The organism is Mesorhizobium sp. SEMIA396 (genome assembly GCF_024518615.1).
Lineage (GTDB): Bacteria > Pseudomonadota > Alphaproteobacteria > Rhizobiales > Rhizobiaceae > Mesorhizobium.
Genome location: NZ_JANIFC010000021.1, coordinates 25,293 through 44,606, shown reverse-complemented (window position 1 = coordinate 44,606; position 19,314 = coordinate 25,293). Strand labels below are relative to the sequence as shown.

Here is a 19,314-nt window from a genome sequence, read left to right as displayed (position 1 = left end):
TAGCGAGGATTTGACCGCCTCAGCCGGTTTCGGAGACGCGGCTCTGGCCGGAGCCCGCACATGACAGGCCACGACGCGCCCGTCTGCCATTGGAACCAAAGGGGGGACTTCGTTGCGGCAGCGCTCGGGCTCCTAACTCGCCGCGAGGTTACCACTGTTGACAATCTAAGAATGCAAACAATCACTAAAGTTATTTTAAAGTTTTTTGAAGCCTTTCTTCCGGAGGGTGGGGCTTCTGATGCGAGAGTGCGACCGAAGTTGGTCGGTGATCCTGTTGCGCGACAGTCGCCCCGGCCAAAACGCTCTGCTCGTCGGCAGACTGAGCACCAGAAAACCCACGCCCCCTAGCCGATTGCCCGTGAGGCGATCCTGCACAGGTAAAAGAATCAGTACCTCACCGCCCCTCTTCCGCCGCTAGGGGCTGCTCATCGATCTATGATGGACCAATCGATCAGGTCGACCGAACGCTGAAGTATCGCCTTGGCCAGAATCGGACTGGGTGAAGCGGCAATGACGTGTCCCATGCGGTCTCTCCAATCGCCTCTCCTAACAATCAGGTCCTTGGATGCAACGTACAGTTCAACTTCTACAACACCTGGTATAGCAGCCGCTAATTTGTCGCCTTCGATCCAATCGAGAATGCCGTCGCGATCCGGAACGAGGATCCGTGTGGCCACGGTGTGCGAATGCCTACTGCGCAAGTCCCATTCGTTGCCGATGACGAGCTTGATATGTTCCGCGACGAGATCGACACCATAGGCTAGCCGGACTATCCGAGGAGTGATACCCTCCGCTAGACGCGGATTGACTTCAATGACGACTGGGCCACGGTTTGTCCACCTGAATTCTATATTTGCCGGTCCCCATCCAAGTCCGAGAGCCTCCAGACAGCTCAGCGAAACGTCGGCTATACAATTGCGTTCATCATCGCTGAGCAGGGCCGGAAAGATGCTCTCACGAAACACGAAATGTGGGGGGGCTTCGAACTCAGCGGCAGTAACACCAACTACTGACTTGCCCATTATCTCGGCTTCGTAGTATGGACCTTCTGCGAATTGTTCGACAAGCATCCTACGGGGGGGGCGCGAAATTCGCTTCCCGCTGCCCAACAAGTATGTTGTATGTTGCGTTAGCTCATCAAGGTTGCGGCACAATCTGACACCGGTGCTACCGTTGCCGACAGCTGGCTTAAGAACTACCGGCAGCCCAATCTCTGCGGCAGCGCTTTCTACCTCCGTCGCATCTGCTGCCAATCGATAAAGGGGAATGGGAACGCCAGCCTCCTCGAGGATCTGACGTTGAGTGAACTTGTCGCAGCATCGTTCAACAGACTCGGGATTCGGCCCCGGGAGACCGAAATGTCGGCAGAGCCTACCAACTGTCACATATACAATCTCCCCGCGGCTCACAAAGCCAGTAATTCCAGCAATGTCATAGGTAGTACCTAGTCGTGAGCACTCATGAACCAGCGCATTGATGTCGTCTGTATCGACGCGGACGGCATCATTCCCTTCCGCAGCAAGATATGTGTACTTAGCTGGATCAGCCGATAGTGTGACTGGATGAAGGCCAAGACGCTTGGCTGCTTGCATATAAAGAGGTCCGTTGCTTGAACCTTCGATCAGGATGAGCGCTCTTGCCATTGCTATTGACCCTCGGATAAGTGCGACACGGCGGCCCGAGCGAATTCAACCAACTGTGGGCCTGCGGTGAGGTAGCATTTTCGAGGACGTTTATTTGCAAAGAGATGGTAAAGTTACTTGAAGATATTGTTTCAATGTGGCTGAGCCAATTCACCCGCCGCCCGCCTTTCGACCAGGAAGCCCCGAGACGAAAACACGGAGGGTATCCAACCCGCGGACGAGAGTCTGGTCAACCGTCGTCTCTGAGCTCCATCCCCGACCGTGTGCAGTTCCAGCCAGTCCGACTGCTTTGCCGCCATGACGCTGGCCAACAAAGGTGGATCTGGGCCATACTGACGTCGTTAGTCGCATCATAAGCGCGCTGACCGAAGCGGGCTTCTCTAATTGCGATTGGTCTAGCGTTCTGTACCCACGCCTCGGGAACGAAGCCAAGGCAACGCGCACCGTCGAGTTGGCCGCCTCCTGTGGGCACGTCGTTGACGAGCCTCGGCCCAGTCCGCTGTACACCGGGGCTGGGCCACGGTGGGAAACTCACTATTTACGCGCGAGATGGCCGCCACGACCACGGGTAGCTTCCCACCACCTACGATAGAGAGCGAGAGCGGGATCTACGCGCCTCAGTCGCAGCGGCCTGAACTTAGCGTTATGCCAGGGTCAGCTACGCCTTGGCTCCGGCTCGAGGGGGTTGTTGCTGGGAGCGATTCGCGACATTATCTGGAAGGCGCATCGAATGTGCCATCGGCGGACGCGAAAATCTTGATCCGAAGCCTGGCGGAGCGCCGAGGTGCATCTCGCGAGTGTACATGCGCACAAATCTTTACAATAGATTCACGGAACTTTTGCGCTGACGCTGGTACTCTTCAGCACGAGCATGACAAAAGAACGCGAAAAAGGTGACACCGATTAACGCTCGTGACTTGGCCATCACCGAGAGGCAATACCAAATGACAAATAGAGCGCTCATTCTGCTAGAAGGCCACAGGAGCATCGGTCTGCCCTACGTGAAAGCGGCCCAGAGTCTTGGGCTTCATACAATTACCTTGTCGGCTGATCCAGCTCAGTACACATATCTTGCTGCGGAAGGGATTGATGCCGTCCGCGTCGATACAGACGACATCGATGCGCTGGTTCATGAATGTTCCCGACTAGGTACTACCTATGACATTCGTGGTATCACTGGCTTCTCGGGGCTCGACGAGTCGATCTATGCGACAGTTGGCAAGCTTTGTCGGCATTTCGGTCTTCCGGGACCGAACCCCGCATCGGTTGAACGATGCTGCGACAAGTTCACTCAACGTCAGCTTCTAGCGGAGGCTGGGATTGCTATGCCTGCTTACCGCTTGGCAGTGGATGCTATGGAGGTAGAAAGCGCTGCCGCAGAGATTGGGCTGCCGGTAGTTCTTAAGCCAGCCGTCGGCAGCGGGAGCTGCGGTGTCCGATTGTGCCGCAACCTCGATGAGTTAGCCAAACATACGACCTACCTGTTGGGCGAAAAGTACCTTTGCCAGTCAACCCCAAAATTACTCGTCGAAGAATTCGCGAACGGAGCCCAGTATAGCTCTTACACAATGGGTAACGACGTCATCGGAATTTGCGCCGCTAGCTTCGGACCCCTACCCCATTTCGTCTATCGCCATTTCTCCTTTCCGGCCCTGCTGACAGAAGAAGAGCACAAACTGATCGCCAGTGTTTCGTTGAGTTGTTTGCGAATTCTCGACCTTGACTGGGGTCCAGCGCATATCGAATTTCGATGGACGAAGCGTGGTCTAATGGTCATTGAAGTTAATCCGCGTCTCCCAGGTGGGACCACCCCTCGGCTGGTTCAGTTGGCCTACGGCATCGACCTCATCACCGAGCACATCAAGCTTGCTATCGGCGAGGAATGGGATTTGCGCAAATGGCATTCGAATTTTGCGGCCGCGCGATTCCTCGTTCCTGATCGCGAGGGCATGTTTGCCTCAATGAATGTCGACAGGGCCACTGCTATACCAGGTGTCGCCGAGGTGAAATTATACGTCGAACCCAAAACTCCGATCATCAGGAAAGGAGATTACCGAGATACCATCGGACATGTCATCGCTGTGTCGGCCTGCCCAACTCAAACGGAGACAGCACTTCAGCGTGCAATCGACTCGATGGAGTGGTCGATTACCCCATTTCAGCAACATGGCCAACGGGAGTAATTTGCGACCGTTCGTCAAAAGGGCCACTAAATGTAGTCTCGGAGCGAAACGGATGTCTTGCCTTGGTTGGTGCTCGTTCCATCGGGGCAGGGGTATTCGAAAGCATGCCAGAGGCGTTTTGTCATTTGCGATGGCCTCCTTGATCAATGGCACGGCCGAACCGCCGGCGTCGGGCGTCTTGACCTAAATGCCGTTGTCGGTGAGCACGGGTGTGGATCCGATAGGGAACGGCCATGTACAAGAGTAGCAAGAAGTCTCTTGAGAGGGCGGGGGTGTCCTTCCCATACAATTCGAGGACGAGCTTCGAGGTGCGATCCGCTGCTGCCCGCCCTAAACTGCCCTTCCTAGGGTTGGTGGCTCGGACGGTAGGAGCCTGGTCGTCACAACAAGAGGGCGAGCCGTGGCAGACTATAGGGAAGCATTTGCCGCTTCGATGTTGCGAAGCGGAGGAATGAGGTTCGGTTGTTCGGCGAGGTCGACGCATCTCCTAGACGGATCGCTGCATTATCCAAGGGTGCCATTGGATCCACTTCACCTAGGCAGCCCAACCGGCTTTGGCCTCTACCGGGCTGATCCGTTCCTTCGGCCATCAATGAACCGCGGTCGCGCGCCGCTGGTCCTAAGGAAGTAGGAGATCAGATGAGGACAAACGGGGATGCTCTTTCATTGGCAAGGCTGCTCCGCGCCGGCGAACTGACGGCGGTATGGGTTGCCGTGAAGCAAAGCGCGATCTCGTTCGCGCCGCCCGCCGCGGCCGAGACACCGCAGCTCCATTGCCAGCAGTGAGCGCCTTCATGCTCAAGCATGATGCGCCGCGCGTGTTCGGCGTGTCGGCCAAAGATCGTGGTTCGCTGGTCAGGACGTGGACCCTAGCCTTGCGCCGCCAGCGGTGACCGGCACCATCGCTTTGGAGGTCGGCGCCTCGCTCCACCTCTTCAGGTGTCTACTAAGGCCTGTTGAATTCATCGTCAGTTTATGACGGCGGCTGCGAGAGGGTGATTGCGTTGCAGCATTGGTCGGTTTTGTCAGCTCGCGCGGCGGATACGCTTGAGGTCCTTGAGCTTGCAGAAGACGTTCTCGATCAGATGACGACATATAGAGTTCGAGATCGAGTGGCAGAGGCAAGGCGCGCCTCGATGCTGCGAGATGACGATCTTGGCGCGCGTTCGTTCAGATCGGCAATAACGGTGTTGCTGTCGAAAATCGGCAATCGGCTCGCCGAAGGCTATGCCGTCTATTAGCGGGTGACGCCCACCGCATGTAAACGATGTCCTGGCAGGAGAACGAAGCGGACGAGATGCCGAGCGCATCGGTGAGCGCATAGTCATGCCGCCTTTGGAGCGGTCTACGGCTTGGCTAAGGGTCGCCCTTTTGAGACCTGTGGTTGCGTCGATCATGGCGAACTCATGTTAGGCTAGTCCAACAGACCTCTAACAGCCCAACGGAACATCGGCTTTGACCCAATCGCGGTGAAGACGGTGTTCCAACTTCAGAAAGAGGCTGGAAGGCCACGCCACGGACTTCCCGTGCGCACGATCAAAGCGCGGCCTTTATATATTTAGTCGAAACTACAGTCCCATTCTTCGATAAACTGAGATATGCCGTTTGGACCTATCCGTGAACGCACCGCCCGCCCAATCGCCCCAGCGTTCCACCAGTTCTAGCCCTGCGCATTGGGCCATGCTATCGAGCTCCTGATGATAAACGTAACGAACGCGCTCTGGCAATCGCCGGACAGACGTACCAGAAAACCAAAACAGGTTTGAAATCAAATTCTGGTTGAGCGAATCGTGAGCTTCCGCCTTGACGAAGGTATTCTCGGAATCCACGGTTGTGGTAGTCATAGTAACCTTTATACCCCCAAGGAAGCCATCTAATATTGGCACGCGCACCTCTATTACCAAAGCCCCAGCTTCATCAAGAGCCTGCGCCGCACATTTCAGGCAGGATATTTGGTCTTCGCGCTTTAATAGCAGGGTCAGAGTACCATATACAGAATAGATCAGATTGTATCTCTTAACAGAATTGAAATCGACAATACTCCCTTTCCACGCTTTGATAAGATCTGTGCGGTCGGCGAGAAGCTTCAACATGGCGCCCGAATTGTCGATACCTTCGACCTTTACACCACGTTCGCTCAACGGCACAGCCACGCGTCCGTTTCCTATGCCAAGTTCAAGAGCAATCCCTCCACAGGAAAACCGCTCTAAGAAAGCGGCAGTTTCGTCTGCCTCTCCGGTCTTACCTTGCATTGTCGTATATATTTCATAAACGTCTGCCCAATTCTCGTCATAGTTCGTCGCATCACACATCGTGTGTCCTCGTTATGCTTGATGTTCTATTCTCACTGTGCGCGCTTTTTAACTGCGGCATAAGATTTTGCCGCCATATACTTTTGCCCACTTACGCGGACGAGCCCAAAGTGACCGGCGCTGGAGGAAGCCGGTCAGTCCCGCTTCAGGTCCACCAGAGAACAAGATCTGGCCGCGCAAATCCGAAAAAGCAATTCAGCAGCACGCGACGCTTTCCGTTGCCTGATTGACCGGTAACCCCGTGAACGAAGCCGCCATCGATTAGGGCGATATCCCCAGTTTTGAGCTCGAACTCGCGGCAAGGGACGGCCTCCAGATAGGCTGCCGAATAGGGGTATCCAGTGGTCTCCACACCTTGCGATATCCGGTCCGCAACCGTCGGCTTGTGGCTCCAGAGCTTCAGATTGCCGCCTTCCTCAGGCATGCTGGGATAGAGGTTGAGCGCTGCGACCGTATTGTGCGCCACCGCAGAAAGCTCGTAATCATCGCCAGCACGTAAGACTTGAGCGACGTCGTCGTGGGGATCCAAGGAAAACGTGCCTGTGCCCGACCAACTGAGGCCGCGACAAACATTGGCCTGGCCGTGTTCGGAACGCGCCAGCCGCAATTCGATGCCCTGGTTGTGAAGCTCTCGCTTCAACGCCCCGAATACCGCTCGAACCGGGTCAACCAAATTCTTAAAAAGGGCATCGACGTACGGCCGCGCGTTTTCGGCGTCTGCGAAATAGGTGGCTGCATCCTTTCTGTAGTGAGATGCGCCGACATATTGTCCGGGCACACCATCTTTACGCTCTCTGAGACCGGAGCTTCCAATAAAGTTCGTAGTGATCTCCTCGGCTACTTCGGTGCTGAAAGCTTGCTTGATGTGCAGAGCGGTGAGCTCACCTTTCAGGACCGAGATGATTTCCGCAGTGTTGATCGAGCCGGTCCGTTCTTTGATCGAAACCGGCGAGATGGCTGGCACTTGAGACATCTGACTAGGCATTGTCTTGCTCCTGTAGTGCGTGTTCAAGGATGGTGATGCCACGATCGAGTTCGGCATCGGTGATGGTTATCGGTGGGAGGACTTTGATAACGTCGCGATTTGGCCCCGAGGATTCGATAAGAAGGCCATTTTCGAATGCGACATCGTGCACGCGGCCGACAACTGCCGGTGAACGGCATTTCAGGCCGGCCATCAGACCGCGGCCGCGCTTCTGTTCGATGTACCTCGGAAATTTCGCAACCAGGCGATCGAGGTGCGTTTGCAGCCTGACGGCTGTCCGCTCGACACCTGCAGTAAATTTCCTATCCGACCACATCTTGCACATGGCTCCTGCCGTCACGAAGGCGAAATTGTTGCCTCTGAAGGTCCCGCTATGTTCTCCGGGCTTCCATACGTCCAAGTCGGGTCGAATCAGAACGATGGACAGCGGACTACCTGAACCGCTTAGTGACTTGGAAAGACACACAATATCCGGTTCGATTTTCGCGGACTCGAATGAGAAGAAATCGCCAGTTCGGCCCGCACCCGCCTGAATATCGTCGACGATAAAAACAATGCCGTGAGTACGGCAAATGCGCTGAATTTCCATGAGCCAAGCTGCAGACGCGGCGTTCATGCCGCCTTCCGCCTGGATGGTCTCCAGAATGATTGCGGCAGGCTTTTCTATGCCGCTCCCCGGGTCGCTCAAAACGCTGTCGATGTAACTGGCGGAATCGAAAGCTTGGCTCGGATAGCCGTCATAGGGAACACGGATCACATCGTGGCGAGCGACGCCTCCCAGTTCCCTGGTTGAGGCCGAGCCCGACACCGCTAGAGAGCCGAGCGACATGCCGTGGAACGCATTCGTAAAGGCCATGACGCTCGAGCGGCCGGTGTATTTTCGCGCCAGCGCCAGAGCCGCTTCGTTGGCGTTCGTGCCGGTCGGCCCAGGAAACTGAATCTTGTATGAAAGGCCTCTGGGTTTCAGGATCCAATCGACGAACCCTTCAATGAAGTCACGCTTTGCCGCCGTATGCATATCAAGCGACAGAAGAATGTTCTCACCGACGAGATATTCAATCGCCGGCGCCATGATATCCGGATTGTTGTGCCCGTAATTGAGCGCCCCGGACCCAACGAGGAAGTCGATGTATGCGTTACCGGTCTCGTCCCAGATGGTGGCCCCAAGTGCCCTCGCAAAGACGGCGGGAAACGACCGACCGTAGCGACGAACGTTGGACTCATGGGCCGTGAAAGGGTCGGTGTTCATATTGAGTCCTCTGCACTTGGGTCGTTCAAAGAAGAGAGCGATTAATGGCTGGTTGCTCGCGGTAGATGTTCGTCATCTAACATTGAGAGCAGAATGCCGGAGGCAGCCTTGGTTAGTCTGGTGATGCCGGCATCCTCATCAAATATTGTTGGGTTGCGTTGCCCTCCATTCGGATGCTTTCGGAGAATGTGCTGCAACAGGATGGCTTCTAAAGCTTCCGCGAAAGCATCGCTACTATGGCATCAGGTAGTTGACGTACCCCACCCATCGCTGCCCATAGCGCCTCCGGACAAATGTCCAAGGAGATCAGCAGGGTCGCGTCGCCAGAGGTTGTGTCGCTCGGCGGTAGCGAAGCCGCTCGCGAGCGCGCTCCTCAATAGCGCCGTAGCGAGCGAGCGGCTTCGCGGCGGTCATCAATATATTCGCCGTTCAACCTCGGGCTGCGGACACCAACCTGATTCAAGAAACTATTTGATGACCGATGACACAGCGAAAGCCACGCTCTCTTTGAGAAGAATGCGGATTCCGATCTCTTGCGCGATGACTGGCCCGAGCCCCCGGATCAAGAGGGCGGGGCCGCCGTGGACCCCCTTGACGGAAAGCCCGTTCGTAGGCCAGGCGGAAGCAACCGGGAGACGCGCTGGCGAAGGGCCGCATCGGTTTCGAGAACGTCCACTACCGCGACGGCAACCATCCCCGGCCGCAGCTGCGCTGCTGCCTTCAGGCGAGTCGAAAAGGAGATCGTCCGGGAGGGTGAAGGCGTTGACGAGGTGAGCCGTGAGTAAGCAATCAAGCTCTGATCGGGATCGACTAACACTGTTTCCATCCGACCGATGGTTGACCTGTGATCGGCGTTACCTCAAGCTAGGCAGGCCGACAAGCTCGGTTGGAAGGCGAAGACCTTTCGATGAGCTCGTCTCCGAAATGCTCGAGGCCCACTGCCGCGCCTACAGGAACATACTGGCGTAACGTGAAAACACGATGGCGTCGCGGGCAGGTGCATCTGTCGTGGGGCCATCCGCACTGCCAGGCACGCCCTCTCGGCCGGCATGCACTCAGGTCCGGTCGTTTGGGTCGGCGAATTCACACATCCTGCAAAGCAGAAAACCATCTGCTCCATTCATGCGGTCGACGATTTCGCGAAAAACTGGCTTTTCAAACAGAGCGGAGTAACCCTCATATAGAAGGTTGCCCAATACGTGACGCCGTTCAAAATCCATAGAGCACAGGGTAACGTCGCCGTTTGGAAGAAGAACATTCCGATACTGTCGTGCGTCCACGCAGGTTAGGGCTCCGACCACTGGCTGACGTGGTGCAACGATCTTAGGGTCGACGCTTCCACCCCTACTGCTCATGGGCCGCGCTTTTATCAGTGCTTCGGTAGGAATAATGTCGGCTATATCTGGGTGGGGCTCGCCCAAAGCCACGAACCGGATCAAGGGGATATCCGCGTCGACGAGTTGACGAACCAGATCGCGATACTTGTCTCCGACCAGGCGGCTGTTCATGTAGGTGCCATCATCGAAAACATGAACCACGAATACGCCCAAGCGCAAGGCTTGCAATCGTTGCAGGTCCTGCCCGTTCATTCCCACCAGCGTCGTAAAAATCCTGATGCCATGGCCTTTGGCGAAGGCGTGCTCCACCATTTCGGTACAGTCCGGATTGAGCCAAGGTTCGGAGTATCCCGCAAAACCAATGTCGACGGAAGTCGGTACGCGGGCCAGACACCGCTTGAAATCTTCAAGATCCAGATGACTCGCATGAGACACTTTTCTTTGCCGGACCGCGAACTTGTCCTGGGGACAATATGAACATCCTACGACGCATCCCGTGGTCGTCGTTATCTCCAAAACCCTGCCGGCTGTGTTTGCTGAGCGAAGTTCCGGTAAAATCACTGGTGATTACTCCCATCTACTTCCTGCGAAGCGCCACGATGGTGTGCGTGTGCCTTTGGCTTTCTGATACCGCCTGCTGATCTACCGAGGCAACGCAGACATCTACCCTTTTTGGCAGCCTAAGCCGCCCGGTTCACCGACTTGCCGGGCCGACCTTCACAAACTTCCAGCGCGTCGGACCAGAGACAGCATTGCATCTTTCGAGGCATCACTCGCTCCGGAGATGTAGCCTCAACCGTTGGTCGCTGGCCCGTCGCCGAGATGCGCGCGCAGCACCCTCGAACCCGCCGGAGAGAAGCTTTCTGGATGCCGTCGATCATCCTTCATCGAGCGAGTTCCGTGTTCTCATGCGGGTCAGCCCTCACACTATATTGCCGCACATCGACCAGCAAAGGCCGAGCTAGTGCGCCTGGCGCGCAGTTACTGCGAGATAGGCTTCGAAAAGCCCGACAGAGCTAAGACGCTCCGCTGTATTGAACCCGACATGTTTTCTGACAGCTGTCAGATTTTGGACACACATCACTCATCGTCAGTCGCTTAATACGGATGGTAATTTCTTCCAGGAATCGGTGACATTGAACACCACCCTGTCATGACCGCCCAATCTCAGCGAAGCGAACTCAGCATCGCCACCAGGACCAAGCCTGAAGATAAATCCGCCATAGCAGCGTCAACGACATTTTGCTTTCGAGGCCGGATGGATTGCACGAGGTGATTCGCGCCGTGATGCAGGAGGTGCTCGAGGCCGAGATGGACGAGGCGCTGGGTGCTTCGAAGAGCGAGCGCACGCCGGAGCGTCTCGGCTATCACGCGCGCTACTACGGGCGGAGAACTAGCTGCGCACCTACGGCGGTTCGATAATCCCAAGGTTCAAAGCTTTTACAACAGCTACCGTTCTGCTGGTCGCATCCAACTTCCGCATTACATTTTTTAAATGGAAATCTATCGTATTTCGTGATCTGCCTAAAATAGTTCCTATTTCCCAAGATGATTTTCCTTGTGACACCAAATCAATGCACTCTATTTCTCTCGGAGACAGGTTATGAGCTCGTTCCGACGCAGTCGTAGTGTCGAACTTCGTAACCATCCGATGAAACCGCAGCGCGGCCATTTGCAGGTAGGTGATCGCTCTATTCTGCAATTCGCAGTCCGAGGATTGAGCAAAACTCACAAACCTAAAGCTGCCACCAGGGCCATGTAATGGGACGGTAACGCCTGACCTCAAGCCGAATGTTGCTGCTTCGTCCAAGACGCGGCGTCCATCTTCAGTTATGCTTTCATCGGTATACACCTCGCTCCATCGAAAGGGTCCCGCCTCCTTTCGACCTTTCTTGATGAGTGGGTCTATTTTGGCATAGCCCATTCTCGAGTAGCGCTCCTGCCATTCAGCAGGATAATTCCACATCACCACAGAACCCTCTCGGTTCGGCTTGAAAACCCTCTGTTCTGATGCGAGCGACCCATAGGCAATCCACGGGCAATCGAAATTCAGCGCAAACGCAGACAACAGTTCGAACAACTGTTCGGATTGAGCGACATCATCAGTCATCTTGAGGAATAGGTCTAACTCCACCGCAATCCGCCGGAGTTCCATGATGTCTCCTTCATTGCGTTCTCATTGGTGCACAGTTTGCTCCAACCCAGCCTCGCAACATCCGAAGTCAACGGGACTCGAGCCGGAGTTCCTTCCGCCACCTGGAGTACCCTCAAGAGTCGTGCCAGCTTGCGAGCGAAGCTTCTCCTTCAGGTCGTCAATCGACGGGGGAGGTACCCAGGAGGCGAACCGACAGCACTGTGTCGGGGAGCGCACAATCCGACAGTCGAGCATTCGATTGACGGAATATGGGCAGGAAAGTATTCGCGGCGCGCTTTTGAAATCAGCACCTAAGTGCCGGGCCTGAGAAAGCTGCATTGCAACTGTACTTATTTGATCGAGGCAAGAACAAGCTCAAAATTCAATCGATACATCGACCTTCTTTTCCAATCTCCCGAGTTGAGCAGCCGTAGCAATCGTATTCGACTGGATGGCGGCTGACTTTCTCCAGGCTCGGTAACCTGCTGAATTTGTCCTTCGGATGTTCCCGCTCAGTTGGCACGACTTTTGAACTCACCGTCGTGAGGCGGCAAGAGCTGCCCGCCAAAATTGATGCTGTTATGGGGGAGGTCGAAATTCCAGTTTTGTCTTTTATCGTCTTTGGGACCGAGCGTGTTGATGCGCCCGCTTGGAAACTATGAGACGTTTCCCCGTCCATGGGCGCGGCGCCACTTGTCGCGACGTTTTCGCCTTCACTGTTCGCCTCTGGAACAGGCAGCCGGCCCGGCTCGCGATCATCATGACCGCGATGCTCGCCTCCACGCTGGCTGACGTGTTGATGCCGCTCTATTCTGGCCGACTTATCGACGCTGTTTCTCGTGCTGCTAATGCGGCAGCACCAGCTTCGGCAGCTGTTGCAGCATTCTCTGTACCGATTGCATTGGCACTCGGTTCCATTGCCATGCGCCACGTCGCCTTAATTGGCCTGAACGACTTGGTGTTGAAAATGATTTCCGACGTCGCGACCGAAGCGTTCCATCATGTGCAGCGCTTTTCGACAGACTGGCATGCAAACAGCTTCGCCGGCTCGACAGTGCGCAAGATAACGCGCGGCATGTGGGCGCTCGACCTCCTCAACAGCACGATACTCGTCACGCTGCTCCCGTCGTTTGTCATCTTGATCGGCTCGACGGTGCTGCTCGGCTGGCACTGGCCGGTCATGGGCGTGATCTTTGCTTGCGGCTCTCTCGTCTACCTTGCGTTTTCGATTTCGCTGTCGCTCGGCTATGTCGCGCCAGCGGCGAGCCTTGCCAACCGATGGGACACAAGGCTCAGCGGCGCGCTTGCGGACGCGGTCAGTTGCAACGCTGTGGTCAAGGGCTTCGGCGCAGAGGTTCGCGAAGACGAGCGGCTTGCAAACATCATGACGAAATGGCGGCACCGCGCGCGCCGGAGTTGGGTGCGCGGAACGATCATCGGCTCAACCCAAGGCGTAACTTTGGTTGCGCTCAGGGTGGCGGTGGTCGGATATGCCCTGCTTCTGTGGTCGCATGGACAGGCAACGCCGGGCGAGATAGCATATGTTCTCACGTGCTTCATCGTCCTGCAGGGCTATCTGCGTGATGCCGGCATGCATGTCCGCAACGTGCAGCACTCGGTTAATGAGATGGAAGAACTAGTGGCCATCCACAATCAGCACGTGGATGTTGCCGATCGTCCAGAGGCCAAGCCGATCCGGATCACGAAGGGCCGTATCGATTTCGAGAACGTCCACTTCCGCTACGCCAACCATCCCCTGCCGCTCTATAGCGAATGTTCGCTGTCGATTGAAGCTGGCGAAAGGGTTGGGTTGGTTGGACCCTCCGGTTCCGGCAAGACAACATTCGTGAAGCTGATCCAGAGACTCTACGACCTGAGCGGCGGCCGGATCCTGATAGACGGTCAGGACGTCTCCGAGGTGACCCAAGAGTCCCTTCGTTCGCAGATCGCGATCGTGCAGCAGGAGCCGATCCTGTTTCACAGGTCGCTTGCCGAGAACATCGCCTATGGCCGGCCTGGCGCGAGCCGGGCCGAGATCGAGCAAGCGGCACGGCTGGCAAGTGCCCACGAATTCATCGCGCCCCTGCCGAAGGGCTGTGGGACATTGGTCGGCGAAAGGGGTTTGAAGCTCTCCGGCGGCGAGCGCCAGCGCGTGGCGATCGCGCGCGCCTTCCTCGCGAACGCGCCGATCCTTATTCTGGACGAGGCCACATCGAGCCTCGATTCGGAATCCGAGGTGCTCATTCAACAAGCGGTGGATCGGTTGATGGTGGGCCGAACCACACTCGTCATCGCACACCGGCTGTCGACGGTCCGCTCGCTCGATCGGCTGCTCGTCTTCGACCGTGGCCGCATCATGGAGGACGGCGATCATGCCGCGCTGATCAATCTCGATGGTGGCATTTACCGCCGCCTGTTCGAACGGCAGGCGTTGGAGCTAGCGAAGGGCCTGGCCTGAGCGCCAACCGGATTGCGCGACGCGCCGAGCCGTTGCCGGAGAGGCGTGTGGCAGTGAGGCCTTACCGACGAGCGGCGGGCGTTACGGCCGGCAAAACCAGCACGGCCGGAACTATCCGCCAAGCGGGCGAGCGGGAATGCACCACGTCTAAGCTTCGGCGAATGCGCGCAGTTACACGCGGGCACCGAATTGTCGCGCCTAACGGCGCACGCACCAAAAGGGCGGGAATGTCGACGGCCCGGCCCTCGCCGTTACCCACATTTTGCCAAAGGAAGCGAAGTCAACGCACATTGAGAGGGCGGTGCTTCCCGGCCGGCTGGGATCCCTGTCGCTGGCCCAACCTACCGCACGCCGACCACGTCAACGCTTCAAAGTCCCTTCGGTTCGCAAAGTCGTCCCCTTGGAGACCCGGAAGCGCAGGAGCTCCGACCGCAGTCTTCGCTCAACTCTGGCCATCTGCTCCGGGATTGGATTCCGTTCCCTTGCTAGCACAGTGGCAGCTGAGGACGAACTCGCCGGCCTCGTGTCTTTCTATTACGGCCAACGGGCTTAGGAAGAGATTGGATTCGCCGGCCCTCTGCGGAGCGAATGAACAGTTCTACAGATCATCGACGTCCGCGAAAAAGAGCACGCAGCCGAAATAGCAGGCCTGAAGCAGCAGCGAACAGGCCAGCGTCGTGACGACTGCCACACGGAGCGAATCCAAAGCGAAGTAAATCATCGACGCATTGCTGCACAGGACCAGCCCCACGAGCCGACAAAAAGATGAAGTGCAACGCCGTTCTCCTGGTTTTCGCCAGATCATGTTGCGAGCTCGTCGGCCGCAACATGCGTCTGGCAGTTCTTGGGGCAGACGCGGCCGCAGGCTCCGCAGCCTATGCAGCGGCCGGCATCATCGACAACCATGATCATGCGATTGAGCTTGCCGTCGAAATCGTCGTCCTCGTCATCGCAGGGGCCGAGGATTTCACCCGCATCATCAACGCCGTGAAGATGCATCACATCGCGCGAGCAGACCTTGAAACAACGGCAGCAGCCGATGCAGGTCTTGCTATCGATGGAGGTCAGGTACGACGGCATCCAAATGGAGCCGTCACGGGTGGTGAATGTGCGCATCATCCTAAATTCTTCATTGAAGCGAGTTCTCTCTTGGCAACATCCAACTCGGCATAAACGGCTTGGGTTTTCTCGGCGACTTCCTGTATGTCGGCCCACTTGCCCGGCAGACCCTCGACGAGGTCCTGCAATGCCATCTTGGCAATAGCTGCACGCAACTGGAGCTTTCAGACTTTTTTCCTCATCCTATCTAGGTCTGACATAGATCCTTCCTGGAACAATGGTTTCTTGATGCGCTCCATCTCGGGCTAGGCTTCAATGGCTGCAGTCGCATCGTCGACCAGTTTCGTACCGGCCTCAGCAAGTTTGCGGAAAGTCTCGAAGCCGAACCGGTGGACGTCTCGACAGAACGCCCAACCGCTGGAAACCCGCAGGGGCTTCATTCCAATTATTGGCGACGTCGACACGCCGGAGCGCTCCTCGATCGCAAGCGCTACGGCGGTGTAAAACATGTCGAGCCTCCACAGCGCGTCAGGATCGGGATCGCCGCCAAAGGGTACCGCACGTTGCTGTTGCCTGGTGATGATGAACTCGGCCAGCAGCTCGGCATCCGAATGGCCTTCCCATAAGCCGAAGGAATCCTGAGTACGAATGAGCCGCAGGAGGCATTTGACGAACGGGGAAGCAAGGGCCTCGTCGTCATTGTTGACAGCAGGGCCAACCGGAGGAATTTCGTTGTTCGTCATTTCAGTCTTCGTCTTCGAGGTACGATTTCCTTGCGATGCCCACTCCGGGTCCGCTTGCGTGGCCGACGAATGGCTTGGGCGGGCCAACCCCAAGAGTGCCCCGTGGCCGACCTCGACATGTCCACGAGTGCGAGACCTGCGGCGCGAATTCGCGGCGCACATCGTCTGCGCCGCGATCCGACCGGTGGTCAACGCAATTGAAATCCAACCTTCCGCAAGCCGCCGCCCTGCTGCATCGACATACTTGCTGCGAAGAGAGCTTCGATGGGCGGATTGGCCAGTGTTCAATTCCAATTGTCAGTCCCTTCGCGATTCTTGCTCAGGAAGTGACTTCGTTTTGAGTTTCGGGTGCCTTCTTTTGCGGAGCCACACAAAGATCCGCGTGACAGGCAGGCTCACCCGTGTAGTTGGCCAGTGCTTCGAGCAATGGGGTAAGATAGTACTGTTTGGTGTGGTCCGGAATTGGCCCCAGCCGGTCCACCGATTTCAGTGCCACCTCGATCAACTCGATTGCGCGATCTTTGTTGCCGCTCTCGTAATAATACTGAGCTACCGGGAGGTACCGGAGGTATTTAAACGGGCCATCGCCGTTCGGGGGATTGAGTGCCAGTATCTGTTCCGAGAGCTCGTTGCCCATCGCAAAGCGCTCCGCGCGCGGAAGATGGGAATTGTCCATCGTGGGATCGAAGAGTTGGTTGAGGGCCAAGGCCATCCACGACACCGCGTCGGACGTTTTGTCGATCGCGTCCTCGACCAATTCTCGCATGACCGGCATGCCGGTCTTGATGTCGCGCAGCTTGTGAAGCAGAAGATCCGCATGAATCTGCCGGAACTCACAAGAGTCTGGCATCAAGGCGAGGCCTTCTTCGATGGCCAAGAGCGCCGCCGTCCAATCCTCGGCCTGCATCGCCGGCTCAAGTTTGGCGTATATCGGCCCGGTAAGCGACATTTCGCGCGCTGCAAGTTGGTTATGCGCGATGCGCTTTGCATCGGCGGCTTTCGCTTCATAGCTGCTGCGCCAGCTGCCGTTAAGGACTTTCGGCAAAACGTCATCGAGTTCCGCCGGGTGGCCGATAAAAGCGATGTGGCCGTCGCGGTCGACCACGAACGAGGTGGGAATCCCAATCGAAGAGCTGGGATCCATCCAGAGCTTGTTCATTTCGCCAATGTAATCGAACCCGATACGATAATTCAGATTCGGGAACTCCTCGGTCAGCCAGGCATCCACGTTGGTCCGCGCCTCGTCTGCGGTAGGACCCTGTTCGCAGGCGGCAACTCCGACCGCCTCAAATCCGCTGCCTTCATATTTCTCCTGCAGTTCGATCAAATGGGGCATGGCGTCGACACATGGTCCGCACCAAGTCGCCCAAAACTCAACGAGGTAGACCTTGCCGGGCCGAAAGTTCGTGAGGGGCTCGCCACGCAGCCAGTTCTCCACTTTGATCGCAGGAGCCGGGGACCCCATACGCAGTTCCATCTTGGTGTCCAAAGTCATTCCACACCTTTCGTCTCTTTTGTCGCGGAATATTTTCCAGTCAAAATCGGACACGGTCTCGAGGGCATCGCTCCCTCTGGCTTGCTTCAGCGAAGCTCTCACCGTGTTGCCGCACATCAAGCTGCAACGGAGGTGCCAATTCCCTCAGCTCCGGTAAGCGGCGGGAAATGCTTTGAAATTCTCCACGAGGCCAAATGCGGCCGATTGTCGTGAACCCGACATGTCTTCTGCCGCTGTCGGGTTTCGCCCTATCACTCTTGAGAGCTTGGACGGCTCGCCTGTGATTAGACTGGCCTCGGCCCTCGAGCAGTGGCAGTTTGGCGCCAGTTCGAAAGCGCGAACTCGCCGGCTTGGTCCTCGTGCCGCCACCGCCGCGTGTGGATTCTTGCCCCGGAGTCAAAATTCGCCTCGCGGTTGCCAACGGCGGCATGCGCTCAATGCGCGTGGCGTTGAGCACCGACAGCACGTAATGGTACCAATTAGTGGATGCCCGTCGCTGCCTCCACTTCTCCAGCCAAGCGCTCGAACGACGCTACCTACCCACGTTCGAGCGCGACCGCGGAATCGCAGACTGCCGAACGTCAGCCGTTGCGAAAGGTGTAGCCGTACCCGTTGATCGCCGGTGCGCCGCCTAGATGTGCGTAGAGGACCCTCGATCCCTGTGGAAAGAAGCCCCTCTGGACGAGGTCGATCATCCCTTGCATCGATTTGCCCTCGTAAACGGGGTCCGTAATCATGCCCTCGAGCCGCGCGCACAAACGGATTGCCTCTTTGGTTTCCTCCGATGGAACGCCATAACCCGGGTACGCGTAGTCCATGAACAACACCACGTCTGCCTCGACAATTTCCGCTCCGAGGTGGACGAGCTTCGCTGTATTTTGGGCGATGCCAAGCACCTGCGCCTTGGTCTTGGCGGGCATGGCGGAGGCATCGATACCGATCACGTTGCGCTGTCGACCATCCTTGGCGAACCCGACGAGCATGCCGCCGTGGGTTGAACCAGTCACCGTACAGACGACGATATAGTCGAAGGCAAACCCAAGCTGCTCTTCCTGGGCACGCACCTCCTCAGCGAACCCCACATAGCCCAGGCCGCCGTATTTGTGGACAGAGGCGCCGGCAGGTATCGCATATGGCCTGCCGCCCCTTGCCTTGACTTCATAAAGTGCCTTTTCCCAGCTGCGGCGGATGCCGATGTCAAAGCCCTCGTCAACCAGGCGCACCTCTGCCCCCATGATGCGGCTCAAGAGGATATTGCCGACCCGGTCGTAGACAGCATCATCATGTGGGACCCAGCTCTCCTGGACCAGGAGGCATTTCATGCCGATCTTGGCGGCGACCGCAGCGACCATGCGCGTATGGTTGGACTGCACGCCACCGATTGTGACGAGCGTATCGGCATCTGACGCGATCGCGTCGGGCACAATGTATTCGAGCTTGCGCAGCTTGTTTCCGCCGAACGCGAGACCGGAGTTGCAGTCCTCGCGTTTGACGTAGATTTCCACCTTGTCGCCCAGATGCTTGCCGAGGCGGTCGAGCCTCTCGATCGGCGTGGGTCCAAAGGTGAGCGGATAACGTTCGAATTTTTCCAGCATGCTATCTCCAGCAAAAAAGTACCTGAACCTGCTACGCACCGGTCAGCCCAGGGGTATGGTCGCGTGTTAGCCGAACACAGATTCCCTATACGATCAGCTCAGTCATCAGAGGGTGACCAAA

Annotated in this window: 14 protein-coding genes and 2 pseudogenes; 3 read left to right on the top strand and 13 right to left on the bottom strand. The window is 56.9% G+C overall.

The window, feature by feature from the left end:
- Positions 1–126 (bottom strand): annotated as a pseudogene (locus NP503_RS32215) (oligopeptide ABC transporter ATP-binding protein); the annotation flags it as partial.
- 299 nt (positions 127–425) lie between these two features.
- On the bottom strand, positions 426–1,643 hold the full coding sequence (locus tag NP503_RS32210; protein ID WP_127266827.1) for an acetyl-CoA carboxylase biotin carboxylase subunit family protein: 1,218 nt from the start codon (positions 1,641–1,643) through the stop codon (positions 426–428).
- Positions 1,644–2,587: 944 nt separating this feature from the next.
- Between NP503_RS32210 and NP503_RS32205 the strand changes: the two genes are divergently transcribed.
- Positions 2,588–3,826, top strand: a complete 1,239-nt coding sequence (locus tag NP503_RS32205) for an acetyl-CoA carboxylase biotin carboxylase subunit family protein (protein ID WP_127266829.1) — start codon at positions 2,588–2,590, stop codon at positions 3,824–3,826.
- Positions 3,827–5,394: 1,568 nt separating this feature from the next.
- Here the strand turns inward: NP503_RS32205 and NP503_RS32195 are convergent.
- From NP503_RS32195 to NP503_RS32180, 4 genes are all read right to left on the bottom strand, one after another.
- Positions 5,395–6,138, bottom strand: coding sequence for a class I SAM-dependent methyltransferase (locus tag NP503_RS32195; RefSeq protein ID WP_127266826.1), 744 nt, complete (start codon positions 6,136–6,138; stop codon positions 5,395–5,397).
- Between the two features lie 145 nt (positions 6,139–6,283).
- Entirely contained in the window at positions 6,284–7,123 is an 840-nt protein-coding gene (locus NP503_RS32190; protein ID WP_126104996.1) for a hypothetical protein, read from the bottom strand.
- Positions 7,116–8,372, bottom strand: a complete 1,257-nt coding sequence (ectB, locus tag NP503_RS32185) for a diaminobutyrate--2-oxoglutarate transaminase (RefSeq protein WP_127206334.1) — start codon at positions 8,370–8,372, stop codon at positions 7,116–7,118. Before ectB ends, NP503_RS32190 begins: the two co-directional genes overlap by 8 nt.
- A 1,055-nt stretch (positions 8,373–9,427) precedes the next feature.
- On the bottom strand, positions 9,428–10,144 hold the full coding sequence (locus NP503_RS32180; RefSeq protein WP_236383545.1) for a radical SAM/SPASM domain-containing protein: 717 nt from the start codon (positions 10,142–10,144) through the stop codon (positions 9,428–9,430).
- A 718-nt stretch (positions 10,145–10,862) separates the two neighbouring features.
- Between NP503_RS32180 and NP503_RS32175 the strand changes: the two are divergent.
- Positions 10,863–11,098 (top strand): annotated as a pseudogene (locus NP503_RS32175) (transposase); the annotation flags it as partial.
- 16 nt (positions 11,099–11,114) lie between these two features.
- On the opposite strand, the gene NP503_RS32170 reads toward NP503_RS32175, so the two are convergent.
- Positions 11,115–11,864, bottom strand: coding sequence for a LuxR family transcriptional regulator (locus NP503_RS32170; protein WP_127266824.1), 750 nt, complete (start codon positions 11,862–11,864; stop codon positions 11,115–11,117).
- Between the two features lie 637 nt (positions 11,865–12,501).
- On the opposite strand from NP503_RS32170, the gene NP503_RS32165 reads away from it, so the two are divergent.
- The gene (locus NP503_RS32165; RefSeq protein ID WP_127266823.1) at positions 12,502–14,301 is read left to right on the top strand and encodes an ABC transporter ATP-binding protein; all 1,800 of its coding nucleotides are present in this window, start codon (positions 12,502–12,504) and stop codon (positions 14,299–14,301) included.
- Positions 14,302–14,899: 598 nt separating this feature from the next.
- On the opposite strand, the gene NP503_RS32160 is transcribed toward NP503_RS32165, so the two are convergent.
- From NP503_RS32160 to NP503_RS32135, 6 genes are all read right to left on the bottom strand, one after another.
- The gene (locus tag NP503_RS32160) at positions 14,900–15,106 is read right to left on the bottom strand and encodes an exopolysaccharide production repressor protein (protein WP_127266822.1); all 207 of its coding nucleotides are present in this window, start codon (positions 15,104–15,106) and stop codon (positions 14,900–14,902) included.
- Entirely contained in the window at positions 15,103–15,420 is a 318-nt protein-coding gene (gene fdxB / locus NP503_RS32155; protein ID WP_174800308.1) for a ferredoxin III, nif-specific, read from the bottom strand. Before fdxB ends, NP503_RS32160 begins: the two co-directional genes overlap by 4 nt.
- Positions 15,417–15,575 carry a CCE_0567 family metalloprotein gene (locus tag NP503_RS32150; protein WP_224571204.1) on the bottom strand — a complete coding sequence of 53 codons (159 nt, stop codon included), beginning with the start codon at positions 15,573–15,575 and terminating at the stop codon, positions 15,417–15,419. Before NP503_RS32150 ends, fdxB begins: the two co-directional genes overlap by 4 nt.
- Before the next feature lie 90 nt (positions 15,576–15,665).
- Positions 15,666–16,103 carry a DUF269 domain-containing protein gene (locus NP503_RS32145; protein ID WP_127270505.1) on the bottom strand — a complete coding sequence of 146 codons (438 nt, stop codon included), beginning with the start codon at positions 16,101–16,103 and terminating at the stop codon, positions 15,666–15,668.
- 319 nt (positions 16,104–16,422) lie between these two features.
- Positions 16,423–17,580 (bottom strand): TlpA disulfide reductase family protein, encoded by a 1,158-nt coding sequence (locus tag NP503_RS32140; RefSeq protein WP_063170386.1) that lies wholly within the window; start codon positions 17,578–17,580, stop codon positions 16,423–16,425.
- Positions 17,581–18,179: 599 nt separating this feature from the next.
- On the bottom strand, positions 18,180–19,193 hold the full coding sequence (locus NP503_RS32135; RefSeq protein ID WP_024505903.1) for a 1-aminocyclopropane-1-carboxylate deaminase: 1,014 nt from the start codon (positions 19,191–19,193) through the stop codon (positions 18,180–18,182).
- Positions 19,194–19,314: the final 121 nt, after the last annotated feature.